Consider the following 21,797-nt stretch of genomic DNA (forward strand, 5'->3'; position numbering starts at 1 on the left):
GGCCAGCAGCAAGGCACACCGAACGCTTGGCTCTGCCCATAACCCCGCCCGAGGCGCAGCGCCTCCAAGCTCATACGGTCCAAGCTCATGTGACCCAAAACCTGTCTTCACGCTCCGCCCGAAACCAGACAAGATGGCCCATCCTCCTGCAGCCACCGCACCAGCAATGAGCCAGACGGACACCAGCAGCAGCGCACCCGGCCGCCCCGTCCAATACAGACCTTGATTCAAACAAACCCATACGCCGCTCAGCCAAACCGCCGCAGTAACTCCCCAAACATGCCAATGCCGCACACCCTCCACCTCCTCATCCTTATCCTTGTTCGTTCAGCCTAACTTCTACCTCTCGTTGCATTCTCCACGTTCTACCTCTTTTTAAGTAATCTTCTACTTCTTCGCCTCTTCGCTTCTTTATTTCTTCACTTCTCCACTTCCTCAATTACTCAATTTCTCATTTCCTCAATATCTAACTCTCTCAATTTCTAACTTTCTCAATTTCTAACTTTCTCTACTTCTTCTACCTCTCCAATCTCCCAACCTCTCCCGCCTCTCCCCCCTTCTGCCGTCCCTTTACCTCATCCGTTGCCATTTCAGCCCTGCTAAGTCGACCTCGAACTTTCGACCAATTCGCTTTACTCCATTCATTGGCAAGTTCATTGCAGGGTATTCTCCTGGGGGCGGAGTCGCCTGTATAAATAAATGTAAAAGTGCAGTTATTTTCCGGCTTTAGCGGGGATTTTTTTAAAATAACTGCAAAAGAAGTCAATTTCATAATTCAATTTATTAGCTACTGCAGGTAACCAATTTCGAGGTGTACATTTTCAAAAAAAGTTACGCGGCTTGTTTGGTCAAACGGATGTTCATGTTCAAATAATCCAGCGCATATTTAGACACATTGTACGCTAGGTAACTTAGTTCGAGATCGACGAACGCACGTTTTTTGAGCCTTCGTGTAGTGCCCATGCCAAAGTATAACTTCAGATATGCAAAGACGCGTTCAATAGCGGTCCGCTGCTTAAACAATTCGGCAAACTTCTCGCTTCCCCGGCCAGGTGCTGTGTATTTGCGGACGTCGGTTTCTATCCGGATTTTATACACCTTCTGGCAACCTGTAGCTTGCAGCGGACATTCCTTGCATTCTTTCGGACGGGTAAATTTCACGTTGCCCCCCTTGGGGTCGTAGCTGTCATAACGGTACGGATGGCCTTGTTCACACAGCGGACGATAATATTTGTCTTCCTTCAAAGGCAGTTTGGTGCGGTGAATTAACGGGATAATCGGAAAAGCACCTAACTTGCGGATTTGTCGGTATACCGCTTCGCCGTCATAGCCCTTATCAGCCAAAACGTGCTTAACCTGCAGATCCGGAAATCGCTCCTGAAGTCGCTTCAGCAGCATAATGGCCGGTCTCTGGTCACTGACATGAGCGGAGCAGGTCTCGCCGGCAACAATATATTGGCTTGCCGTGTCGACGAGCAGATTCGCCTTGTACCCGTACCAGAATTTCACGCGGTGGGTGCCTCGCGGATCGCCTTTTGCGCCAGTGCTTGGGTATTGCGGCATATCGCGGGCGAGTTCTTCGTAACTGGCTGGCAACATGTCGGCTACTCCCCGTTCGAAGAAACCAAGCGACGCTTCGTAAGCATCCATTTGCTTCCGCCACTCGTCCCATTCCGCTTTCGGGATTCTCCCGCGTTTGGAACGTTTGGGCTTCTCCGGCTTGGCTTCCTGGGACGGCGTGCATGTGTCCGCGGAGAACAAGGCAGGGTCTTCGTCAACGAGAGGGCTGGAAGAAGTCGTCGTCTTCCCTTCATCCAGCTTCGAATTTCGGTCGAAGGCCTCAATGTGGGACGAATCTATTGCCAGAACCTCACCCGAAAGAAACCCTGCGGCAATTGCCTGGTCTACCACTGTATCCAGAACGTGTCTCAGTACGCCGCTTTGAGCCAGCCTGGCTACAAGGCGGGAATAGGCGGCTTCACTCGGTACCCGGTCCGAATCGGTAAAGCGGCATAACCTTCTGAATTCGGAGCTGGTTCGCAGACGCTTGATCAGATCTTTCGTATAGCGGATATGTTCCAGTTTTCCAATAATGAGGGAATACATCATCGCTCTGGTATTTAAACTTTCGGAGCGGCCGCGGGTACTTTTTTTGCTAACGGCATGCAGGATGATCCCCATGGGGACGTGTTCCAGAATGGCACTGTATTTTGCCTCATCCGCCATTCCCATTAATTCCTCGAAGGAAAATAGCTCTGCTTGTTGAATACCATACATGGGAGTACTCCTTTCTCGTGGTTGGTGTGGTAACCTTTACTTCGAGATTTTGGGGAGGTACTCCTTTTTTACATGCTGAAAAACCTTATCCCACAAGGGGTTACAAATTATGAAATTGACTTAAAGTACAGTTCAATTCCGGCAAAAACGGCGATTTCCCCAAAATCGCAGAAAAACAACTGTACTTTTGCAGTTATCGGGCATCTCACTCCCCTCCCCCGAGCATACCAGCGGCGCTCCGCAACCCCAGCTTAAACCACAAAAAAACCGGTCGGGACACCTCCCAACCGGTTCAATTTCAGTTGCTCTTTGCCGCCTCCGGCAGCAAATCGCGGCAAGCGCGCTCCAGGTACGGATCGGCGCTTAAGAAATCGCGGAACGCCGTATACTCCCGCCAGAGCTGCGAAACGTTCCCTCCGCCCGATTTCACGGCGCGGATCAAAATGTTTTTCGGCGTATGCTCCATATCGATGAACTCCAGCAGCTGCGTTTTGTAGCCCATCACGTCCAGCAGCTTGGCCCGAATCGCATCGGTCGCCAATGCGGAGAAGCGCTCCTTTAGGATGCCATGTCCCAGCAGCGGCTGCAGCACCTCGCTTTGCACCTGGTTAAACAGCTCATGCTGACAGCAAGGCACGGACAGGATGACCGACGCACCCCAGCGCACCGCTTTCTCTAGCGCCGCATCCGTCGCCGTGTCGCAGGCGTGGAGCGTTACAACCATATCCACCGCGCTCAGCTCGTCATAGTCGGCGATGTCGCCAACAAGAAACCGCAGGTCGTCATACTGCAGTTTGCGCGCTAACCCGCTGCAGTGCTCGATGACGTCGGCTTTGAGATCCAGCCCGATCACGTTCAGCTTTCTTTGCTGCTGTACGGCCAAATAGTGATACAGCGCAAACGTCAAATAGGATTTGCCGCAACCGAAATCGACGATCGTCAGCGGCCGGCCCGTCGGCAAATGAGGAAGGACGTCCTCAACCATTTCGAGGAAACGGTTGATTTGCTTGAACTTATCGTACTTTTTGGCAAGCACCTTGCCTTCCCCGTTCATGATCCCCAGCTCCACCAAAAACGGAACCGGCGTTCCTTCCTCCAGCACATATTGCTTCTTCCGATTATGGGTCAGCGTCCCCAGCGGTTTGCGTGACGGTGCTTTTTTCAGAATCGTGACCTTGAACTTCTTGCTGATCAAGACCTGATAATCGGCCTCCGCCGTGCATAGCAATCCTTGCCGGAACGTCTCCTCAAACAGCTTTGTCAGCTCGTCCGCAAATGCCGCGGCCGGGATATTTTGATGCAACACCTTGTTTGGGTAGTGGTAGGCAAATTGATAGTGTAAGCTCTTTTTGATTTCGACCGGCTTGATTTGGACTTTGGTGTATTCCGTCTCCCCCGGTCTGCGGCGGCCGCTGATCGTTGCCGTGATCAGACTGCCCTTCTCCGCCAGTTCGTTTGCGAGTTTGCGCAGTGATTCCATGTTTGATTAACAGCTGCCTTTCTGCATATTAGTCATTCCGTTTGTTCAAAACCGGGCCTCCACGTCGGCAAGCCCCTCCTCAACTTCCTCAGCCGGCAAGCCCCCAGCTGCAAGCGTATCCCGCGGAAGCGCGAGCAATCGCTGGTAAAACTCCACCGCGTCTTCTTTGGTGGCATGGCCTTCCTCCAGCAAGCGGTAGAGTGCATTTTCCGCCTGGTCGTAGCGGCCTTCACCTTCTTCCCATTGCAACACCAGCCATTCGGTGTCCGGCGGAAGACGGTAGGGCTTTAACAGCGATTGCAGCTCAGCAATAGCCGCGGGCAGATCCCAAAGGGAGCGGTCCGCACCATGCAGCGCAGCGGTCAAGTAAAGATGAAGCGACTTGATCCAACGCTTTGCCGCTTCGTCCGGCTCTCCAGAGCTCTCGTACACGTCGCCCTCTTCTTTGAGCAGACGGGACAGACTTTGGAGCTTGTCCGCCTCGATTTCCCCGCCGCTTTGAAACAGGCGTACGATGTCTTTAGCGGGCAAGTTCTCCAGCAGCTGGGAGCTCAAGCGAAACTGCCCTTTAAACAGCTCGTCGAGCGTCCATAACGCTTCGATCTTCTTTTTCTGCTGTTTAAGCATAAACACTTTTCCCAGTACCTCGGTCATTTCCTCGATCATCTTCATAAGGTAATCTCTTCGCAGCACGGTTCCTCCCCCTCTCGTCCCTGATTCAAGCTGGCTTCCCGCCAATTCAAAAAAAGCCGGAAACCGGAGTTCCCCATGAAATCTCCGGTTCCTAGGCCTCGGTTCGACTAGCTGATCATTGCGAAACATTGTTCAAAAGTGCTAGGTTTTACACTTCCACGGTCTTTTCCGTTACGCTGCGCATAAAATCGGCGATGACCGCTGTCAGCTGCTCCGGCGCTTCATACATGCTCATGTGACCCGCGCCTTTGATGACCGCCTTTGTGACGTTGGGTCCTTCGGTCGTAAACAGCCGCGCCATCGGTACGACGGTATCGCTTTCACCTGCGACCAGCAGCAACGGAAGCGATGTCGCCTCCATCACGTCACGGCGGTCGGGCCGCTCACGCATAGCCAGCGCGGCTCCCGTCGCCCCTTGAGGCGGCGTCTTGTAGCCAATCTCCTTTACGCGATCCACTTCGGCTCCAAGTTTGCTGACATTGTCCGGTGCAAATAACCCCGGCACGAGTCCGTCCACAAAGTGGGTGATGCCTTCGGACCGAATGCGGGAAACCGCCTGAAGCCGTTTCTCCTTGGCTTCCTCACTGTCCGGATAGCCGGTTGAATGGATCAGACCAAAGGCATTTAACCGATCTGCATACCGCTGAGCCAACGATAGGGCAGTGTAGCCTCCCATCGAATGACCAAGCAGCGTGTACTTGGTGATGCCCAATGCCTCCATCAGACCTGCGACATCGTCCGCCATTTGATCGATCGTATACGCGCCGACTGGCGCAGTTGTGGCCCCGTGGCCCCGAAGATCGGGGGCGATGACCTGATATTGTTCGGCAAGCAGCGGCTGAACCTTCTCCCAGTAAGCGGAGCTGCCGCAAAAACCGTGCAGCAAAACTACTGTTTCGCCCTGTCCTTGTTGTTCATAGGCGATCGTTGTTCCGTTAACTGTTACTTTGTCCATTACGCTACCCACTTTCATCTCAATTTTTAGAGGTTGTTCAAAAAGTTATCTTTGGATCACGATGTAAACCATGAAGCGCATTCGACATCGAATCTTGAATTCAGCCGGTCGCTCCGTTGCTCACTTAGATCCTATCTACGCTCCGCTACTCACTCCCTAGCTTCATCCAACCTTCTCGGTACTCCAAACCTAACTTTTTGAACTCTTATTTGAACTGGTTGTTCAAAAAGTCATCTTCGGATCCAACCCTTCACCGAAATGCCGATGCCGCAGCGCCCGCGATTTCATCGGCCATTTGCATGACCTTGTATAGCGAGGTCATCTGCAGCGTCCAATAGGGCTTGGGGCCGTTGACGTTAACGACTGCGGCAATGCTGTAATGCCCGACCTCCGGCAAGCTGGCCCCGACGGATTGGGCCGGTTGCAACGGCTGGCTGGACACGAGGTACGTCCCCACCGAATCGGCCATCCCCAGGCAGGCATCGATGGCGATGATCACGCGCCCTTCGGGGATTTCGGCCATGCGCCTCTCCAGATTGGTTGCGTCACACGGCTCGCGGAGCGTTCCAATGACGTGCTCAAATCCCTGCTCTGTCAGCTTCGTCCCCACCAACGGCCCCAGCGCGTCTCCCGTCGACCGATCCGTACCGATGCATAGAAAGGTAACGTCCTCACGAAGATGCCGGGCACGAATGTCTGCAAAAAAAGCCGCCAGCTCCCCGCCGCTCAGCTTCCTCCGGTTTACTCCCGCCGCCGGCCATTCCTTCTGTTCCTGCATGACCTAGACACGCTCCCTCCCGGTATTTCGTAACCTGATTGTAACGCATTCGGACGCCGGACCGCAAAATTTCATGAACCGCTTCCCTCGTGGTACAATAGCTAATAACCCATAAATCGGAAGGATGAAAACTTATGGATCTATCCATCAAGAGCAAGGAAAATATCGAGTTCATGATCGAAGCGATCAAAAGCAAGTTGAAAATGGCCTCCGCAGCGGCGATGTCGGCGTCCGCATTCCACGTTAACCAATATGATGATATCCGCGATGTTTATGACATCGTCATGAGCAAAGAGCGGCTTAGCATCTCCGAAGTTGAAGCGCTCGCCCAAGAGCTGGGGAGACTGCGGAATAAAGCCTAACCGGCAAGCTGCTCTAAGTCAGAGTTAGCGTTCCAGCTGAAACGCGATTTCGGCTTGCCCTACTTCCCAGCCCTCATCGTTCTTGATCGAAGACGGGAATGCTTCGCGGAGCTTCTGCAGCGTTCCCTCGTTTTCGTATCCGAGCTGCTCCAGCACGGATAAAGCGATCATTCCCCACTCCTCCTCGGAGCCGTCCTGAATTTTAAACGTGATCCCTAGGCGCTCGCGGCGCAGAGCAAACGCATAAACCCCTTTAAAACCGCCTTTGGCCACGATATTCGGATCGCCCAGCAGGATCGAATCGATCCGCCCGGTGCCGGCAACCAGCAAGGGTTGGCGGTTCATAGCGCCGGTAATGACTCTGACCGCCTCAGCGGTAGCCGAATCCTCGATCAAATCCGGACATGCCAGCTTCAAATAGGCGGAAGCCAAAGCGGATAACGGGAGGGCGAAAACAGGAAAACCGCAGCCATCCGTCCCCAGCGAAATCTGCGCTTCCGGAATCCCCGCCAAGCCGGCCAGCGTCACCAAGATTTCCTTCTGAACCGGATGCTCCGGATGATTATAGCTTTCCAGCGGGTATCCTTTCATTTTGCAATAGGCGAGAACGCCTAAATGTTTGCCCGAGCAATTATGGTAGATTCGACGGTACGTTCCGCCTTGTCGAAGCAGCTGTTCCTTGGCGACCCGATCCAGTGGCAGGCTGGGGGCGCATACGAGCCGTTCTTCCGTAAGCCCCGTCTTCTCCAGCAGTCGATTGAGCGTCTCGACGTGGATCTCCTCGGCCCGATGCGAAGCGGCCATGATGGCAATCTCCTCGTCCGTTAGACCATAAGCCTCCTTCATCCCGGCGCGAATCCCCGGAATCGCCTGAATCGGCTTGGCCGCAGAGCGGGTAAATACGGTGGCTCGGGGATTCCCTGCCTGCCCCACAATGTTCCCTTGTTCATCAACGACGCAAATATGACCATAGTGGGCGCATTCCAGCAGCCCCCCGCGATATTCATTAACCAGCAAAGCTTCGTTATAGTTCATCTCATGTTCTCTCCTTAACCTGATCCATTCCCTGCTCATTTTGCTCCATTCCTACACAGTATAGTACTTTGGAAGCCCGCTGGCTATAGAACGTCCTGCAAGAATCGAGAGAGCGCCAGGTATATGATATATGGCCGTTTGTGCAAACTATTTACGGTTTCATACGAGAACAAAGGAGGAATCGTCCATGACCCAACCCGAGGACCTGCAGGAGCAGTATGTCGCGGGGCAAATCCGTGCTGCCCAAGCCGGCGCATATCCCGAGCATAAAGATATCGAAGAAGCGGAGAACGGATCCATGGTGAATGACATGGAGGATTTGATTCAGTTGGGAGAAGACATGGAGGCGATGCAACCGAACCGGGAAGACAAGAAGGACGGCTTGCTGCCCGATCCCGGGCAATAGACATAACCAAAAAAAGCGCTGCCCCCAATCCCCAGGCAACGCATTTAAGTGGTGTTCATATGATTCATGATTTGCTTCAGCCGTTCGGTCGCTCGCTTCTGAATGCGGGATACACTCATCTGAGAGATGCCCAGCTTCCGGGCAATGGCCCTTTGGGATTGCCCCTCCTGATAGGCCATCAGCAAAACCTGCTGCTCTTGCGCCTTCAATTGTCCCAGCGCTTGTTGCAAATCCATCCGGTTCTCAAGCGCATCGTAATCATCTGCATCCGCGCTGATCACTTCGCCCAGCGTTACGGCGCTTTCATCCGGTGATAAGGGCGAATCCAGGGACACGTAATGATAACAATCCCGGCCGGCCAGCACCTCAACCGTTTCTTCAACCGAGAGCTCCAGATACTCCGCGATCTCCTGCACATTGGGAGATCGCTCCAGCTTCAGCGTCAGCTCATCGATCGCCTGCTGAACCAGCGCTCCCTTTTCCTTAATTCGCCGCGGCACTTGAATATACCAAGACTTGTCACGCAAATAATTTTTCATATGCCCGATCATACTCTTCATCGCATACGGTTCAAACGGAATACCCAGCTCGCTGTCATACTGCTGCAGCAAACGAACCAATGCCATTTCGCCCACCTGGTACAGGTCTTCGTACAAATCCGGTCGATTTCGAGCAATTTTCGCGGCGGCCATTTTGACCATCGAATCGTATTTCCGGATTAACTGCGTGGCGATCTCATTGTCTCTGGTTTGCTGGTACAGCTGAATGAGGCGGGTAGATTCGTGCAAAGAAGCTTGGGGAGCCGCACGATCGGTCATACCTTCTCTTCACTCCTCTGGAGTCGGCGGACCATCGTCACCCTTGTGCCTTTTCCGGATTGCGTTTCTACGCGGACGTCGTCCATGAGCGCCTGCATCAGATAGAAACCTAATCCGCCAATCGGGGCCTCGCTCAACTCTTTTTCATGTAGAGTCACGCCTCCAGCCTGTCGCCACGGCTCAAAGCTCTCCCCTTCATCTTTGACCGTAATAGACAAAGCATCCGTTAAGATCTCAAACGTGATTTCCATTTTGCCGGCATCCTGCTTGTACGCATACAACACGGTATTGTTGCATGCTTCGGATACCGCCACCTTCATGTCTTCGATTTCCTCATACGAAAATCCCATTTTCGATGCGATACCGTAAAGATTCAGCCTTACAATATCCACATATTCGGCTGTCGCCGGAAGGCTGATGACAATTCTCTCTGTTTCCTCTACCATTAAGACTCGATCCTTTCCTTATTGGGAGTTCTTCTGCTCCGCGAAAAACTTAGCGATCCCAGTCATTTCAAACAGCTTCCGGATATGGTCCGGTACTTCCTGCACGTAAAAACTCGAGTTCATCCCTTGCCTAGCCTTTAAGATGGACAGAAAAATTCCGATTCCGGTGCTGTCGATGTATTTCAATTCCTTCAGATTCAGGACTAAATCCGCGTCATCGATGCCAACCAGCGGGTCCATCACCTTACGGAAGTCTGGCGCTGCAGACAAGTCCAACTCACCGCGCAGCGATACGGTACAAACTCCGTTTTCCCGTTGTGTTGTGGTGGAAAATTTCAAACTTTTTCTTGTATTCATGAAATACTCTCCCTGGAATAGGTTTTCTTAATACAACATAACCCAGCTTGTCCACTGCTGAATCAAGGGGATCATTTGAACGAGATCCATACCAGACATTTATCGTCTTCTCTGTTCAGCGGGACGGCATCTTCGAAGAACAACCGGCTCATCATCTCGCGGTCGAAGTGATGGCTGCAGGTATTTAACTGCTCCTCCAGCCACGCCTGACGTGCCTCTAAGGAATCCTCCTGTCCATCCATCAACCCGTCGGTGTAGAGGACGAGATGGCCTGGTCCTTCGTAATGTAGAATCTGCGGATGCGTTTCGATTCCATCAAACAAGCCTACGGGCGGCCCCACTTGATCCAAACGAACGGGTTGCTTATTGTTCGTGTACAGGAGGGCAGGCGGATGTCCGGCATTCACGTATTCGATCACTTTGCGCCGGGTATCCACCACAAGATAGATGGCGGTGAAATAATATTGAATCAATTTGCTTTCGATATGCAGCTGGATAAAGCGACGGTTTAACTCTTCAATAACCAGCTTCGGTTCCACATAGGTAAACACGGTATCTTTGAGAACAGAGGAGATGAACATACAGAAGAGGGAAGAAGAAATGCCGTGACCCATCATATCCAGCAGGATCACCGCATACTTCCCCTCACCAAGCGAGTACCAGGAGTACAAATCTCCTGCCAATTCATAGGAAGGCTTGTACAGGGCATCGATTTCGACCTCCGAATCATGGATCGGGGGGCTAAGGACAGCGTTTTGAACAAGCGACGCCAGCTTCAATTCCTCCTGGATGCGCTGATCCCGGTTACGGTGCCAGTCCTTCTCCAGCTTCAGCCGCAGAGCCAGGCGAATCCGCGCCATCAGCTCCACCTTGTTGATCGGTTTCGTCACATAATCCACAGCTCCGGCATCCAACGCTTCCGCCAGCTTGTGGGAATCCCCAACGGCCGTGACTACGATAATGGGAATCTCCTTCAGATGCTCGGAGCGCTGCAAAATCCGACAAGCCTGAATCCCGTCCATCTCCGGCATCATCATATCCAGCAGGATCAAATCCACATCGGATGGCCCGCTTTCTTCAACCGCATCCAAATTTTTGACGCCGAGCCGCTCGAACATGTCCCGGGCCGAAGTTACGGTGACTGTGTTGCGGTAGTTTTCCTTCTTTAAAATCTCACGAATGATCATGGTATTTGTCGGATTGTCGTCAACGATCAAGATTCGCATGATAATCTCCTTAAAATGAGCTTGAGTAAGCATAGAAGTGATATACAGATCACGGTGATAAAAAAAGGAACGGGGCGCTTTCCCGTTCCTTCTCGACTCACAATGCGGGCAAGGCTTGAGTAACATAGTACATTACCCAGTCTAACTCCAGTTGAAACGGCAGATTGAATTGCCGTTAACGTCCGCTTAACTCCGATATTTCTGCCAGACATCGGCGGCGACATCCACCCATTTGACCCAATTCGCCGATTTGCGGTTCGCTTCCTGCACCGGCTGCTCTCCTTCAGCTTGCAGCGGCTGGGCCGAAGGTACAGAGGTTGCCGGAGCCGGAGATGCCGGAGCCTTTCGCTTGACCGACAGAGGACGGCTGGCGATACGGCTGGCAAGGGCTGCCGAAACCTGCTTTGTCGCCAGCGTAACTTCACTTAACACTTCACCCGCATGTTTAACCGATTCCATCAGCGGGTCGATCTGCTTCATTTTGTGCTGGATGTCGCTGGTCAGTTCATTCGCTTGCCGGACGACCTGCCGGACGTCGCTGCCCAACTCATCGATCGTTTTTTGTACGTCCTTCAATGTTTCGGTGGTTGTCTTCAGCGAATGTTCCGCCGCTTTCAGCGTTTTGACCAAATAAACGACAAGCACCACAAAAGCCGCCGCAGCCACCGCCACGCTGATCTCCCAAATCATACCTTGTTCCTCGCTTTCCGTCCTTGGGCGTTCACCCGTCTTTCCTTAACTATACACGAAAATGGGCGGAAGTGTGCGAAGAACCGTAATTCTATCGACCTTAAATCGAAAAAGCCGCTTGGCCTCCTCCATCCCAAGAACGGGGCCAAACGGCATGATTAGATTTATTTCAGGACGCTGCCGCCAAACATAAAGCGGTAAACCCAGGAGCCGTCGAGCTTGTCGACGATAACCCCGCCGGATTCATTGGAATACGTGTGCAGGAGCTGGCCGTTGCCAAGATAGATCGCGACGTGGGTAATCCGCTGGCTTTGCTTGTCGATTCCCTGGTAGGACTTGGCCGAAGAGCCTTTATAGCTCATGAAGAAGACCAGATCGCCGCGCTTCAATTGATCGATGCGATATACGGCCGTTCCATTGCTCTTTATGTAATCCCCTTGCTTGCGGGAATCCGCAGGAAGCGTAATGCCCAAGGCATCCTTATAGGCTTGTCTTACGAAATCAGAGCAATCAAACGTATTCGTATTGCTGCGGCTGGAGCCGTACTCGTACGGAGTGCCGAGGTATTTCATACCGGCCTGAATCACCTGCTCGATTTGCTGGCTAATCCCACTGGAAGGAGCGGGAGTTGGTGTTGGCTGCGGCGTGCTGGATTGTCCGCCAATTTCCAAATATTTATCTATCGTACTAACGTAACCAATCGTCCCGTCGTTCGTCTGTACTTTATAGAAATGCTCATTGCTTTGCTCGAGAATCGTTAATGTGGTACCTTTGCGAAGCATCGTGATGACGTTGCCCGAGGTGGACGGTTGATCGCGCAGGTTGACGCCGTACGTCACCGTTGCCGGCAAATTAAGCAAAGGTTGGGAAGGAGCGGTGTTCACGGTTTCCAGTTGAATGTACTTTTCGTTCGAACTGACGTAACCGATGCTCCCATCTTCGGTTTTCACTAGATAGAAATATTTATTGCTTTGATCCAATACGGTGACTTCGGAGCCCTTTTTGAGAAAACCAATCACTTTACCCGAAAGGGAAGGTTGGTCACGGAAATTGACTCCGCCGACAATATGGCCTTTGGTGATCGATTGTGAGGTTGCGGTTGTGGTTGCGGCTGATGCCTGATGAGGAACAGCTGTATAAGTAGAGAGAAGAATGGCACTCAATAATGTGATCGCTACGCTTCGTTTCATGGGTGTTATCCTGCCTCCTAATGTAATAAATCTAGTTGTTAGCCTGCGTTCCAATCCTCCTTTCTTTGGTCTTGCACCCATTATAGCGATTGTCGAAATTAGTCTAAATCGGTCGAAGATCACTTTATAGGAAAGCGCATTCAAAGACAATGGCCCTAGTTTTTACATGTTGAAATTAGAGACACGCGACCTATAAAATCCGGTCGAATGTAACCTATGTAAACACCTCCCGGGCAATAGCACTGGATTTCTGCAACAAAAGTACCCGATTTCGCATGCAACCGCATCAATTTCATAATAATTCCAATTTATCCAATTTACCTATTTTTTTAGGGACAATCGCCTATTTTTTAGCCAAAAAAACCCGAACAGCAGGCTTGGTAAATGTTGCCTTAGGCCTGTCCATTCGGGCATGATTTGCCTTGATCCTGATTCTTCGATCATCCTTATGACTTCCCGTCCAAATCGAGTCCTATCTTTCTTTCGGCTCAACATGGACGTGAACATGCATGACGTTTTGCTTCCTTCTCATCCGTTCCTCAACCCGGTCGCTGATCTCATGGCTTTCGATAACCGTCAACTGCGGATCCACTTCAATCACGACATCGACCAGCACATGGTTGCCGTGAACCCGGGCCTTTAAGTCCTTGATCCCTTCCACGCCTTGGGTCCGGGCAATGGTGCTGCGCAGGTCGCCCAGCTCCCTTTCATCAAATCCATCGGTCAGATTATGCGTCGACTGGCGGAAAATATCCCAGGCGGTTTTGCAAATAAGCAAGCCTACCGCAATCGCGGCAACCACGTCCAGCCACGGCAGCCCGAATTGAGCCCCGATAATCCCAACCGCTGCGCCTGCACTCACCAGCGCATCCGACAAATTATCCTTGGCCGCCGCCATAAGCGCCTGATTGTTAATTTGTTTGGCCAGTCTCCGATTATAGACATAAACCCCGCCCATCGCCAGAGCACAAACGATAGCAACCGCAGCCGACAGGATGTCAGGCTCGTTATGCACACCTTCAATCAACGACCAAACCGCGCCAAAGATGACTTGAATACCGACCATCGCCATAATAAATGAAGCTACTAATGCAGCAATCGTTTCCGCACGGAAATGGCCGTAAGCATGGTCGGAGTCCGGCGGCTTCTGTGAGATTTTAAGTCCAATCAGCACCGCCACCGAGGCCACGATATCCGTAAGGTTGTTAAACCCGTCGGCAAGCAGCGCGCTTGAATCAAACACAAACCCGCTGATCAATTTAAAAGCGGACAGCAGTAAATAAGCGGCAATGCTTACCCAAGCCCCGCGTTCCCCTTTGCGTATATCGTCGTAAATATCCAAGCCCCGCACCTCCAGACTTCTCCCCGAAGCCAATAACCTACTTCTTCAAACTCTCATTTCTAAAACATCAGAAGCGTTTAATCATCGTAGCAAATCAACCCCGTGTAAGTCTAGAGAAACAGTGTTGCCCCCGGGAAAAGCAGCCTTCATCATTATTCCCGTTGTCCCCGCTTTTAAAAACGTATAAAATAAGGACAGCCTTTTCACTGATGAGGAGATGATAATGGTGTCGGAAGCGAATGAACCGCGCAAAATCGATTTAGCCGAAGCGATCCGCCAGAAGCTGCAGCAAAAAAAACAACAGCAGCACGCCGCAAACAAGCCGGGGTTAAAGGACAATCTGCAAACCAAAGCACTCAAGAGCCAAAATAATAAAAAGCCAAACAATCAACGTCGCCGGACGGGCGGTTCGTAGAGACCGCAAACGGTTCAGCAAGAGGCCCATGCAGCAATCGCATGGGCCTCTTCTAATTTCCGATTGAGTCCGATAAAGTTAGTTCCTCCGTCCGACTTCCCATTGAATCCAAGCCTCGTCGCTTTCCCTGCGCTCACCGTTTAGCTCCAACGCTACGGTCCATCTTTGTTCGTTCCGCACAGTAACGAGACAGCCCTCACCGCCATTCGCTGGGCTGATGCACACATCAAAGCTTGCGTCCGCAATGCGCAGGCCGTCCAGTTTGCATTCCTTATCACGCCATGCGCCAGGAAGCTGCGGTTTTAATTGCAGCAAGCGCCGGTGCGCCTGCGGACGGACGCCAAAGAAGTGGCGGATCAGCGGAACCGCCAGCGCGTAAAGTGTCCAGGCCTGCACAACACAGCCGTAGTCTGGGGACATTTCCGAGAAAGAGCCGGGCAAAGCCACGGAGAAGGTACGCAGCAGACGGCGCAGCAGCTCCAGCGCTTCGTCCGGATGGCCGTTTGCTGCTTCAGCCACAGCATGGACACCGGTTGAAATCGTCATCGTCCCTTGCTTGTAAATCCCTGATAGATACGTTCCGTACGGACCGACAAACTCCTCCGACCGCATCGTCGCAAGCGCTCTGGCCGCCTTGTCCGGATCGGCGATTCCCGCCTCCATGGGGGTGACGATGACCCAGTTCTTGTTTAGCAGCCATGCCTGGTCACCTTCGCGCCCGGTCGTCCGCTGCAGCAAACGTCCGATATATTCCTCATACCCGGCGATCCCCTGCTTGCGGGCGAGGGAGATCATCACGTCTGCCTTGACCTCAACCGCTTCACGGGGGGCGATCGCATCCCCGTACAGCCCTTCTTCTTCGCACCAGAACGCCTGATTGACGGCCGCAGCCGCCCGTTTTGCCAACTCCCCGTATTTGGCGGCGTTCGCAGCTTCGCCAAGCTGCTCGCTCATCGCGGTCATGGCCTGTAGTGCTTTCGCCGTATAGACAGCGCTGTCGATCAGTTCCATGTTGAGCCCGGCGATCTCAATGATGCCGTAACCGGAAGGGAACAAGTCTCCGTCGCCGTCCATTTCTTCCAGCAGCCAATCGATGCCTTTCACACAGTATTCGTAATGGCGACGCAACAGTTCTTCATCACCGGTCCATTCAAACAAATCCCATACAAAAACGATGTAATGCGCCGTCTCCTGGGTGTTTCCCGGATTCGCGACCGCCCCCATCGTCGTGATCTCGTGTACGATTCTGCCGTTGCCGTTTGTTTCTTCCGATTTGCTCCGCAGTAGCTCCAGCGTGTCAATCGCCAGCTGGGTATCGCCGATCGCAAGCACGCCTTGCAGCGCATACGTGCTGTCGCAGCCGAACCACCACGGGTAAGTTGGCCCCCCGGCCGTCAGACCACGGCCTAGTCCATCGACGGTCTGCACCAGCCATTGGTTATTCCATTTGGCCCAAGCAAACGCTTCGTTCAGCAGCGTCTCTCCGGCAATTTCCAAGCGCGCCCGCGCCTCGATCTCTCGATAAGCGGCCTGCTTTTCCGCCAGCAGTGCTTCATGCTGCAAGGTCAACCGCTCATAAGTTTGGAGGCATTCCTCCTTAGAGACAGACGATCCAGCAGCAAACAGCCGAAATTCAAACGACTCCTGACCAGCCAGCTCGATCTGCGTCCGAAACGCGACGCCGCAGCCAGCCCCGGCAGTGAACTCAGGCCCATATAACAACGCGCCCGTTTCCACGCGGGGCTCCGGCAGGTCCGTACCGACCTGTACGAACCACGGATGCGCCGAATCCTTCACCAGCACCTTGCGGTCCAACACTTCCAGCGGCTCGTCCCGTTCGCCATCGACGATCCCAATATGTTCCGAGAACCAAACGGGGCGAAGGTCCGTACGGGCGAGCAGTTCTATACCAAGCCGCACCGTTTCCCCGGCATAGGCTTGCACCCGATACTTGGCGATAAAGCCTTTTTCCCGCTCCGGCGCAAGTTGAATCCGCTCGATCGACACCGGAATATGGCTGAGTCCATGGTCATACTCAAATCGGCTGCCCCAAGGCTCGTTCGTAAACGTATCCGCCCGAGTCCAAACGGAAATGCCCCGGTCCAAATCGGTCACCTTCAGCCAGAAGCCGTCGAGCAGCTTGATTGGATGCAGCCACACGCCTCCCATTTCATTGGCGACATGATGCCCGAAGTCTGGAAAGGTTCCGTCCTGCGCCCCGCAAATTTTGATATATTCCCCGGCATTGTAATATAAGTTAAACGGATGTTTGCTGCTTAGTCCGGTCATGAACATTCTCCTCATTGTTAGTAGATTCGCTTAGCCCTTAACAGCCGAAGAGATGGATATCCCCTCGATGAAATACTTCTGGACGGCAAAGAACACGACCAGAGCCGGCAGCATCACAAGAATCGTGGCCGCCATCAGCATATTCCATTCCACGTTGTACAAGCCTTTGAACATGGAAAGCCCCAGCGCCAGGGTGTACTTCTCATTGGAATTCAAATAAATCAGCGGACCTTGGAAATCGTTCCAAACCCCCATAAAGGTAAAAATGGACACCGCAATCAACGGAGGCATCGATAACGGAAGAATGATTCGAACAAAGATCTGCAGCCGGTTCGCTCCGTCCACAAACGCCGACTCGTCCAGATCGCGCGGGATGCCCCGAATAAACTGACGAATCAGGAAGATGTTAAATGCGCCCCCGCCGAAAAAGGCTGGCACAATCAAGGGCAGAAACGTATCCACCCAGCCCGCTTCCTTAAACATGATGAACATCGGAATCATCGTGACCTGGGAAGGCAGCATCATCGTCGCGAGCAGCACCAGGAACAGCGTCTTTTTTCCCTTAAAGCGGAATCTGGCAAAGCCATAGGCGCACAGCGCGGAGGAAAAAACAGTTCCGATCAGAACCGGCACCAGAATCGTCAGCGTATTTCGCAAAAAAGTGAAGAACGGGATCGCCTGAACGGCATCGGAGTAGTTGCTCCACAGCCACTTCTCCGGGAAGAAGTTATCTTTAAACACTTCCGCCGGCGTCTTTAGGGATGTAAAAAAAGTCCACAACAGCGGCACGAGTACGACCGCAGCTCCGGCTATAAGGATCAGCAGGCTCAGGATCTGGGCCGGGCTGAATCTCTTGGTCGCAAGGTTCATCGTTGACGCCTCCTCGTATAGTATCTTTAAAAAGCTCTTTTAGGTTCATTTCCATCCCCCCGGGGGATGGAAAACAGCCTCCAAATTTCCAGCTTGTTCTTTGAAAATTCCATCAGGGACTGGACTTTCCGGTATGCCTCTGGACAATGGAACGTAGGGTCCATTCGGGGAAATCCTTCTGCCTCCAGTAGCATCGTCTACTCCTTAAGTCTGTTTCTCCGGTACGCGTCTGAGCTTCTTACCCGCTGGCTGTTCCCTTCGGCATCCCATGCCCGGTTTTAGCAGATCCGGGGCAGCTCATGGCCCGAAGTGTGTCCTCATACGCGAGGGTGATAGATCTGCGCGTGCGCCGGAGGCATCCCGGAGCGTCCATTCCCTGAATCCCTAGCGAAAGGAGGAATTTCACTTGAAGCTTTTTGTCGGTATTGACGTGAGCTCGCAAGAGCTCGAAGCGTGTTTCATGAACGCTGACGGTGACAAGCTTGAGACACTCACCGTCAAAAACAATTTGAATGGCGCCTCGCACTTGCGTGACCAAATCGTCGCTGCAGCGGACAAGTTGGCCGTCACCGAGATTCACATCGGCTTGGAAGCCACTTCCGTCTACAGCTGGCACCCTGCCATGTACCTGCATCAGGATCCAGCGCTTCGAGAGCGCAAGGCCAAGGTGTTCACCTTGAACCCCAAGCTCATCAGCAAGTTCAGAGAAGCCTATGCGGATATGGACAAGACCGACCGGCTCGACGCCTGGGTCATTGCGGATCGCCTGCGCTTCGGCCGCCTGACGACCACCATCGTCATGCAGGAGCAGTATGTCGCCCTTCAACGCCTCACGCGCATGCGTTTCCACTTGGTCCATAACTTGGCTCGCGAGAAGCAGTACTTCTTGCAGAACCTGTTCTACAAGTGCAATGCGTTTACAACCGAGGTCGACAGCTCCGTGTTTGGCCATGCGCTCATGGAGATGCTCTCCGAGAAGTTCAGCCTCGATGACATCGCCGAGATGGACGTGGCCGATCTGGCCGACTATCTGCGGGACAAGGGACGCAATCGTTTCCCCGATCCCGAGCGGGTCGCCCGCTGCATTCAGCAAGCTGCCCGCGCCTCCTATCGGCTGTCCAAGGTCGTGGAGGATTCGATTGACCTGGTGCTCGGCACCTCCATCGAATCCATCCGCAGCATCCAGAAGCAGCTCAAGGATCTCGACAAAGCGATCGAGCGGGTCCTCGACGGCATTCAAGGCGCTCAGTGCTTGCTGTCAGTGCCCGGCATCGGCAAAGTCTATGCAGCCGGTCTGCTCGGCGAACTCGGCGATATTGAACGGTTCAAGGATCAAGCCGCCGTCGCCAAGTACGCGGGTCTGACGTGGCGCAGGCACCAGTCCGGCGTCTTCGAGGCGGAGGACACCGCCCGCATCAAATCCGGCAACCGATTCCTGCGCTACTACCTCGTTGAAGCTGCCAACTCGGTTAGGATGCGCGATGAAGAATTCGGTGAATATTACCGGAAGAAGTATCACGAAGTGCCCAAGAATCAACACAAACGCGCCCTCGTCTTAACGGCAAGAAAACTCGTGCGTCTGGTCGATGTGCTGCTACGCAGCGGCCAACTCTACACGCCTCGAAGGAAGGTGAATAGCGCCAAGGATTAACGCCTCCTTTGCCTTAGTCCTTCACGAATTCCCAGTAAAAATCTGGTATCTGACATGGTTTTTGGCTGGGTTTGGTTTGATGCGCCCTTTTTTCGTGACTCCGCGCTCAACAGGCACGGGAAATTTCCAATTCGATTAAATCAACAGCTTGACATCATACCGCTGGACTTATAAGTTCTACATCAAGATCGGTTCAATAGTCGGCTTCATTTACTTTTTTGAATGGTCTTTATTAATCCTTGTCGTCGTCGCCTTGGTAGTAGACCCACATAGAAGAGCTGCGGATCACGAGGAGCGTAAAGACGAGGATGATGACAAACAGAATCCAGGACAGAGCCGAAGCGTATCCCATTTCGTAATCCTGAAATGCTTTGTTATACAAATACAGGTTGTAGAACAAGGTCGAGTTAAGCGGCCCGCCGTTGGTCATCACAAAAGCTTGGGTAAAATATTGAAATCCGCCGATAATCCCCATAATCAAATTGAAAAAGATCGTCGGAGAAATCATAGGCAGCGTAATGCTAAAGAAACGACGAAAACGGCCCGCTCCGTCCAACTCGGCCGCTTCATACAGCTCTTCCGGAACTCCCTGCAGTCCGGACAAATAAATAATGATGGTGTTGCCGATGCCCCAGATGCCCATGACGATCAGCGCTCCCAGCGCGTAGGAAGGATCCTGCAGCCAAGCGGGCCCCTGGATCCCTACCAAAGCGAGCGCCCGATTCAAAACGCCGTATTCCGGATTAAAAATCATCACCCACATCATCGAAACCGCCACCGCCGGGATCACCGAGGGCATAAAATAGATGAGCCGGAACAGCTTCATGCCCCGGGTGCGCATGTTGAGCAGCATAGCGGCAAACAGCGAGAAGATTTGATACAGCGGAACAGAAATCAACGCAAAAATAAAAGTGACTTTCAAAGACTGGTAGAACAATTCGTCCTGAAAGATCGCCTTAAAATTATCGAGACCCACCCATTCAATCGATTTGACCCCGGTGATGATGTCCCATTTGCTGAAAGCCAGCAGCAAGGAGAACAGCATAGGGCCAACGGTAAACAGCACAAGTCCAAGCAGCCAGGGAAGAATAAACAAATACCCGGACCATTCAGAATTTGATTTTCGCATGGCGACCTCCTTGATGAGGCGGGTGAAGCGTTTGTCCTGCTTACGCTCCACCCGCCGGGTGCTTATTTCTTATTTGATTTTGCTGTCTACGTTTTTGGCGGCCTCATCCAGCGCGCCTTTCACGTCCTGTTTATCCAGCAGCATTTTCTCCATCGCCTTCGAAAATTCCTCAACAAAGATAGGGCCGTTCGCCGAACGCATCGTCACCGGCTTCTTCGCGTAATTCATCATTTCAATCACCGGTTTGTCAGCAACCTCCGTCGCTTTTACCTGCTCCAATTCCGCCACGGTTGCAGGAAGCACTTTGCTGTTCTCGGCGCGGAGCTTTTGAGCGTTCGTTCCCGACAGCCACTTCACCAACTCATAAGCTTCTTGCTTATGCTTGCTGGCCGCGTTGATCGCCCAGCCGGCGCTGGCGATAATGCTGGTTCTCGTTCCGTCTGCCCCTTTTGGAATCAGGGCCGAACCGTACTGAACGTCCGATTTATCCAAATCCGATTTAATCCAACGCCCAGTGACCATCATTGCCAGCTTGTCGGTCATGAACATGGAGGCATCTCCGCCCATCGTTTCCGTATCCTGCGGCGTTGGCGACACGCGGTTCTCCCCTTTGGACAAGGCCACGTATTTCTCCAGCGCGGCCACAGTTTTCTCGTTGTTCATGAAGCCTTCGGCTTTCGTTCCGTCTTCATTAGCAATATCCGTTCCGTGATCCCAAAGGTAGGTATAGATCGGATATTCCCATTTCCCGGCGTTAAAGCCGAACTGCGTATATTTGCCGCCTTCTTTCTTCGTCAGCTTCTGGGCGGTAGCGATCAGATCGTCCCAAGTCCAATCGTCCGTAGGATACGGAATTTGCGCTTCGTCGAACATCCGCTTGTTGTACCATAGGGCCAGCGGATTGAAGTCCTTCGGCAAATAATACTGCTTGCCGTTGATATTCATATTTTCGATTAAGTCCTTCTGGAAAATATCCAATGAAAAAGAGCTGTCGTTCTTCAAATACTCGTCGAGTGGTTCAACGACCCCTTTATCCACGTATTTGAAGTAGTCGCCTTCGCCAATCAGGAACACATCAGGAGCCTGACCGGCGGCCAGGGAAGTGGTCAGCTTCGTCCCGTAGCCGTCGCTGGGAATCGGTTCGAACTTCACTTGAATATCCGAATGAGTTGCGTTAAATTCATCTGCCAATTGCTGCTCGTTAGCACCTGAGTTGACATCCCCCCAGACGGTGAAGGTCAGATTGACTTTCCCCCCGGATGCGCCTGCATCCCCGCCTGCGGCATTGTCCTTCCTGCCTCCGCAAGCCGACAGCACCAGCGCGGCGATCATGACTAAAACCAGTGTCGTATACCCTTTCTTTCTCATCGTTTAGACCTCCCTTAATA

Annotated in this window: 21 protein-coding genes; 4 read left to right on the plus strand and 17 right to left on the minus strand. The window is 52.7% G+C overall.

The features are described from left to right. Positions 1-831: 831 nt before the first annotated feature. The 5 genes from U9M73_RS13965 to yyaC form a co-directional block, all read right to left on the minus strand. Positions 832-2,277, minus strand: coding sequence for a transposase (locus U9M73_RS13965; RefSeq protein ID WP_009222856.1), 1,446 nt, complete (start codon positions 2,275-2,277; stop codon positions 832-834). Positions 2,278-2,575: 298 nt separating this feature from the next. Further along, positions 2,576-3,757, minus strand: coding sequence for a class I SAM-dependent methyltransferase (locus U9M73_RS13970; protein ID WP_260071452.1), 1,182 nt, complete (start codon positions 3,755-3,757; stop codon positions 2,576-2,578). 45 nt (positions 3,758-3,802) lie between these two features. Next, on the minus strand, positions 3,803-4,450 hold the full coding sequence (locus U9M73_RS13975; protein WP_260071451.1) for a DUF6483 family protein: 648 nt from the start codon (positions 4,448-4,450) through the stop codon (positions 3,803-3,805). 148 nt (positions 4,451-4,598) lie between these two features. Next, positions 4,599-5,405, minus strand: a complete 807-nt coding sequence (locus U9M73_RS13980; protein ID WP_260071450.1) for an alpha/beta fold hydrolase — start codon at positions 5,403-5,405, stop codon at positions 4,599-4,601. Between the two features lie 250 nt (positions 5,406-5,655). Continuing rightward, a complete protein-coding gene (yyaC, locus tag U9M73_RS13985) occupies positions 5,656-6,183 on the minus strand; it encodes a spore protease YyaC (RefSeq protein WP_323077751.1) in 528 nt (175 codons plus the stop codon). Between the two features lie 134 nt (positions 6,184-6,317). Here yyaC and U9M73_RS13990 point away from each other — a divergent pair, with 134 nt between their 5' ends. Further along, positions 6,318-6,545, plus strand: a complete 228-nt coding sequence (locus tag U9M73_RS13990) for a DUF1128 family protein (protein ID WP_009226836.1) — start codon at positions 6,318-6,320, stop codon at positions 6,543-6,545. Between the two features lie 24 nt (positions 6,546-6,569). Here U9M73_RS13990 and U9M73_RS13995 read toward each other — a convergent pair whose 3' ends face one another. Further along, positions 6,570-7,580, minus strand: coding sequence for an asparaginase (locus U9M73_RS13995; protein WP_009226837.1), 1,011 nt, complete (start codon positions 7,578-7,580; stop codon positions 6,570-6,572). A gap of 187 nt (positions 7,581-7,767) precedes the next feature. Between U9M73_RS13995 and U9M73_RS14000 the strand changes: the two genes are divergently transcribed. After that, a complete protein-coding gene (locus tag U9M73_RS14000; protein ID WP_260071447.1) occupies positions 7,768-7,986 on the plus strand; it encodes a hypothetical protein in 219 nt (72 codons plus the stop codon). Between the two features lie 44 nt (positions 7,987-8,030). Here U9M73_RS14000 and U9M73_RS14005 read toward each other — a convergent pair whose 3' ends face one another. From U9M73_RS14005 to U9M73_RS14035, 7 genes are all read right to left on the minus strand, one after another. Continuing rightward, positions 8,031-8,804: a sigma-70 family RNA polymerase sigma factor gene (locus U9M73_RS14005; RefSeq protein WP_323077752.1), complete on the minus strand. Its 774-nt coding sequence runs from the start codon at positions 8,802-8,804 to the stop codon at positions 8,031-8,033. Further along, on the minus strand, positions 8,801-9,250 hold the full coding sequence (gene rsbW, locus U9M73_RS14010; RefSeq protein ID WP_323077753.1) for an anti-sigma B factor RsbW: 450 nt from the start codon (positions 9,248-9,250) through the stop codon (positions 8,801-8,803). Before rsbW ends, U9M73_RS14005 begins: the two co-directional genes overlap by 4 nt. Before the next feature lie 18 nt (positions 9,251-9,268). Further along, complete coding sequence (locus tag U9M73_RS14015; RefSeq protein WP_009226841.1) at positions 9,269-9,607, minus strand: STAS domain-containing protein; 339 nt, start codon at positions 9,605-9,607, stop codon at positions 9,269-9,271. 71 nt (positions 9,608-9,678) lie between these two features. Continuing rightward, the gene (locus U9M73_RS14020) at positions 9,679-10,833 is read right to left on the minus strand and encodes a PP2C family protein-serine/threonine phosphatase (protein WP_260071444.1); all 1,155 of its coding nucleotides are present in this window, start codon (positions 10,831-10,833) and stop codon (positions 9,679-9,681) included. Between the two features lie 186 nt (positions 10,834-11,019). Further along, positions 11,020-11,523: a DUF948 domain-containing protein gene (locus U9M73_RS14025; RefSeq protein WP_323077754.1), complete on the minus strand. Its 504-nt coding sequence runs from the start codon at positions 11,521-11,523 to the stop codon at positions 11,020-11,022. A gap of 164 nt (positions 11,524-11,687) precedes the next feature. Beyond that, the gene (locus U9M73_RS14030) at positions 11,688-12,713 is read right to left on the minus strand and encodes a C40 family peptidase (RefSeq protein ID WP_260071442.1); all 1,026 of its coding nucleotides are present in this window, start codon (positions 12,711-12,713) and stop codon (positions 11,688-11,690) included. Positions 12,714-13,185: 472 nt separating this feature from the next. Further along, positions 13,186-14,055 carry a cation diffusion facilitator family transporter gene (locus U9M73_RS14035; protein ID WP_323077755.1) on the minus strand — a complete coding sequence of 290 codons (870 nt, stop codon included), beginning with the start codon at positions 14,053-14,055 and terminating at the stop codon, positions 13,186-13,188. 226 nt (positions 14,056-14,281) lie between these two features. Here U9M73_RS14035 and U9M73_RS14040 point away from each other — a divergent pair, with 226 nt between their 5' ends. Then, on the plus strand, positions 14,282-14,470 hold the full coding sequence (locus U9M73_RS14040; protein WP_323077756.1) for a hypothetical protein: 189 nt from the start codon (positions 14,282-14,284) through the stop codon (positions 14,468-14,470). Positions 14,471-14,548: 78 nt separating this feature from the next. Here the strand turns inward: U9M73_RS14040 and U9M73_RS14045 are convergent, their stop codons facing one another. Continuing rightward, complete coding sequence (locus U9M73_RS14045) at positions 14,549-16,759, minus strand: alpha-L-rhamnosidase-related protein (RefSeq protein ID WP_323077757.1); 2,211 nt, start codon at positions 16,757-16,759, stop codon at positions 14,549-14,551. A 30-nt stretch (positions 16,760-16,789) separates the two neighbouring features. Continuing rightward, entirely contained in the window at positions 16,790-17,629 is an 840-nt protein-coding gene (locus U9M73_RS14050; RefSeq protein ID WP_323077758.1) for a carbohydrate ABC transporter permease, read from the minus strand. Positions 17,630-18,035: 406 nt separating this feature from the next. On the opposite strand from U9M73_RS14050, the gene U9M73_RS14055 reads away from it, so the two are divergent. Continuing rightward, positions 18,036-19,280, plus strand: a complete 1,245-nt coding sequence (locus tag U9M73_RS14055) for an IS110 family RNA-guided transposase (protein WP_016310842.1) — start codon at positions 18,036-18,038, stop codon at positions 19,278-19,280. A 232-nt stretch (positions 19,281-19,512) separates the two neighbouring features. Here the strand turns inward: U9M73_RS14055 and U9M73_RS14060 are convergent, their stop codons facing one another. Continuing rightward, positions 19,513-20,409, minus strand: coding sequence for a carbohydrate ABC transporter permease (locus U9M73_RS14060; protein ID WP_323077759.1), 897 nt, complete (start codon positions 20,407-20,409; stop codon positions 19,513-19,515). A gap of 69 nt (positions 20,410-20,478) precedes the next feature. Next, complete coding sequence (locus tag U9M73_RS14065; RefSeq protein WP_323077760.1) at positions 20,479-21,777, minus strand: ABC transporter substrate-binding protein; 1,299 nt, start codon at positions 21,775-21,777, stop codon at positions 20,479-20,481. Between the last annotated feature and the right edge of the window lie 20 nt (positions 21,778-21,797).

This window comes from Paenibacillus phoenicis, assembly GCF_034718895.1.
GTDB classification, from domain to species: Bacteria; Bacillota; Bacilli; order Paenibacillales; family Paenibacillaceae; genus Fontibacillus; species Fontibacillus phoenicis.